3 protein-coding genes are annotated in these 3,305 nt (G+C 71.5%); 1 reads left to right on the plus strand and 2 read right to left on the minus strand.

All coding sequences use genetic code 11. The features are described 5' to 3' along the window. Positions 1 to 175: 175 nt before the first annotated feature. Positions 176 to 1,156: a UDP-glucose 4-epimerase GalE gene (galE, locus tag QH283_RS28755; protein ID WP_280506072.1), complete on the minus strand. Its 981-nt coding sequence runs from the start codon at positions 1,154 to 1,156 to the stop codon at positions 176 to 178. A 3-nt stretch (positions 1,157 to 1,159) separates the two neighbouring features. Next, positions 1,160 to 1,846 carry a metal-dependent transcriptional regulator gene (locus QH283_RS28760; protein WP_280506073.1) on the minus strand — a complete coding sequence of 229 codons (687 nt, stop codon included), beginning with the start codon at positions 1,844 to 1,846 and terminating at the stop codon, positions 1,160 to 1,162. Between the two features lie 186 nt (positions 1,847 to 2,032). Here QH283_RS28760 and QH283_RS28765 point away from each other — a divergent pair. After that, a partial coding sequence (locus tag QH283_RS28765) for an acetoin utilization protein AcuC (RefSeq protein ID WP_280506074.1) occupies positions 2,033 to 3,305 on the plus strand: 1,273 nt, incomplete at its 3' end.

Consider the following 3,305-nt stretch of genomic DNA (forward strand, 5'->3'; position numbering starts at 1 on the left):
CCCCCCCCGCGCGGCCCGGGCTGGCGGCCGGCCCAGAGGCGCCGGCCCGCGCGCTGCGTTAACGACACGGCCGCCTGCCTCGGCGTCGATCTGGGGCCGATGACGCCCTGATCGCCGTCGGAACGGCGCCGCCCGGCGCACCGCACAGCGGCCGGCGCGTGCGAGGCCGGACCGGTCAGCGGGCGCTGTGCGCGCGGGAACCCAGCGACCGCAGGAACTCCCAGGCGTCGGAGACGATCTCGTCGAGATCGGTGTGCCGCGGCTTCCAGCCGAGCTCGCGGATGGCGCGTTCGCTGGAGGCGATCAGGACCGCGGGATCGCCCGCGCGGCGCGGCGCCTCCTGGGCGGCGATCGGCAGGCCGGTGACCCGTTCGCACGCCGAGATGACCTCGCGCACCGAGAATCCGGTGCCGCTGCCGAGGTTGTAGATGCGGTGCGAGCCGGGCTCGGAGCTGGTCAGGGCGAGCTGATGGGCTTCGGCCAGATCACGGATGTGGATGTAGTCGCGGACCGCGGTGCCGTCGGGAGTCGGCCAGTCGGTGCCGAACACCGAGATGGCGGGCCGGTGGCCCAACGCAACCTGCAACACCAGGGGGATGAGATGGGTTTCCACCACCCGGTTCTCGCCGAGGCCGCCGTAGGCGCCCGCCACGTTGAAGTAGCGCAGGCTCGTCGCCGCCAGCCCGTGCGCCACCGCGTAGGAGGTGATCGCGTGGTCGATGGCCAGCTTCGTCGCGCCGTAGGGATTGGTGGGGCGTGTCGGCGCGTCCTCGGTGATGGGGACCTGCTCGGGCTCGCCGTACACCGCGGCGGTCGAGGAGAACACCAGCCGCGGCGTGCCGGTGCGGCGGAGTGCCTCCAGCAGCGACAGCGTGGTCACCACATTGCCCTGCCAGTACTGCTCGGGCTTCTGCACCGACTCGCCGACCAGCGACTGCGCCGCGAAATGCAGGACGCCGTCGAACGTCTCGGCGCCGAGCAGATCCTCGGCCAGCTCGGCGATGTCGCCCTCGACGAAGCGGGCGCCCGAGGGCACACCGTCGGCGTTGCCGGTCGACAGATCGTCCACGACCACGACCTCGTGGCCGCTCTCCAACAGGACCTGGGCGCAGACGCCGCCGACGTAGCCCGCGCCACCCGTGACGAGAAGTTTCATCGATCAGGCCAGCTTCACCTGGACGGCGTGGGCCATGTCGTCCGACAGCTCGAACTCGCTGTGGCCGGGCACGGCGATGATCACCGCGCCGGGCTTGGACTCGACGGTCACGCGCGCGTCCGGGACGACGCCCGCCTCGCGCAGCCTGCCGATCACCTCGGGATCGTTCTGGATGTGCTCGGCGAGACGACGGATCACCACCGCCTGGCCGACGCCGTGCGGCAGATCCGAGAGCCGGATCAATTGCTCCTCGTGGTTCGGCGGCGCGGCGATGCCGAGTTCGTCGAGACCGGGGATCGGGTTGCCGTAGGGGGAGGTGGTGGGGTGGTTGAGGACCTCGACGAGGCGTCGTTCGACGTCCTCGCTCATGACGTGTTCCCAGCGGCACGCCTCGGCGTGCACGTTCTGCCAGTCCAGCCCGATGATGTCGACCAGCAACCGCTCGGCGAGCCGGTGCTTGCGCATCACCGCGACCGCCATGCTGCGGCCCTTCTCGGTCAGTTCCAGATGCCGGTCGCCCGCGACGAGCAGCAGCCCGTCACGTTCCATCCGCGCCACGGTCTGGCTCACGGTCGGACCGCTCTGCTCGAGGCGTTCGGCGATGCGCGCGCGCAGGGGCACGACGCCTTCCTCCTCGAGGTCGTAGATGGTACGGAGATACATCTCCGTGGTGTCGACCAGATCCTTCACCAGTTACCCCTTCGTCTACACGAATTCTACCCAGGCACGGCGGTACACACGGTTACCGGTTCATTCGAACACGCTGCAACGGAGACCTCGTCGGCGCACCGCCCGACACGGCGTGCGCTCATGCCATATTTCTACTGCATGACAACGGTGAACGGGGTCCGTCCCTTCCCGCGTACCGTTGCGACCATGGCCACTGCATCCTCGGCGCCGCCCCCCGGGCCCACCGCACCGGCCGGTGCGGGCACCGTCGTCTGGTCGGACCGCTTCCTGGACTACACCTGGACACCACGGCATCCCATGAAGCCCGCGCGCCTGAAGCTGACCATGGCACTGGCCAGGAGCCTGGGGCTGCTCGACGGTGTGGAGACCCTCGCGCCCGCCGAGTGCGGGGAGAGCGAGCTGCTGCGCATCCACACCCACGACTACATCGACGCCGTGCGCCACGCGGTGCAGCCGCCGGGCGAGCCGGTCTCGCCGCCCTACGGGCTCGGCTCGGCCGACAACCCGGTCTTCCCCGGCATGCACGAGGCAGCCTCGGTGATCGTGGGCGGCACCCTGGCCGCGGCCAGGGAGATCGCCGAGGGGCGAACCCTGCGGGCGGTGAGCATCGGCGGCGGCATGCACCACGCCATGCCCTCCTACGCGGCGGGCTTCTGCATCTACAACGATGCGGCCGTGGCGATCTCGTGGTTGCTCGACCACGGTTTCGACCGCATCGCCTATATCGACATCGACGTCCACCACGGAGACGGGGTGCAGCGTGCCTTCTACGCCGACCCGCGCGTGCTCACCGTCTCCATCCATCAGCATCCGGCCACGTTGTGGCCCAACACCGGCTGGCCCGACGAGGCCGGGCTCGGCACGGCCGAGGGCACGGCCGTGAACCTGGCGCTGATGCCCGGCACGAAGGATTCGCCCTGGCTGCGCGGCTTCCACGCCGTGGTGCCCGGCGCGATCGCCGCCTTCCGGCCGCAGATCATCATCAGCCAGTGCGGGGCGGACACCCACCGGGAGGACCCGCTGGCCGACCTGGAGTTGACCGTCGACGGTCAGCGCGCGGCGATGCTGGCCATGCGCGAGCTGGCAGACCGCTACGCCGAGGGGCGCTGGCTCGCCCTCGGCGGCGGTGGATACGGCCTGGTCCGGGTGGTGCCGAGGGCATGGACGCACATGCTGGCCGCCGCGCTGGGCCGCGACATCGACCCCGCGACGCCGATCCCGGACGCCTGGACCGAGCTGGTGCGCGCCGCCGCGCCCGCGGTCGAACCCCCCGCCACCATGGGTGACGGCGGAGACGTCGCCTTCCGGCCGTGGGACGGTCCCGGCGCGACGGTGGAGACCGGCGACGCCAGGGTCGACCGGGCGTTGCGCGCGGTCGACTCCGCCGTGCTGGCCCCCCGGCGGGGCAGCGTCTCCCGGGGCGGATTGGACCCGGCGGGCCCCCGGGGCGGGTCGGGCT

Origin of the sequence: Nocardia farcinica (genome assembly GCF_029867845.1) — a bacterium.
Taxonomy (GTDB): Bacteria; Actinomycetota; Actinomycetes; order Mycobacteriales; family Mycobacteriaceae; genus Nocardia; species Nocardia farcinica_A.

Coding starts and splice junctions, on each gene's coding strand:
- galE (WP_280506072.1), bottom strand. CDS start 1,156: ATGAAACTTCTCGTCACGGGTGGCGCGGGCTACGTCGGCGGCGTCTGC.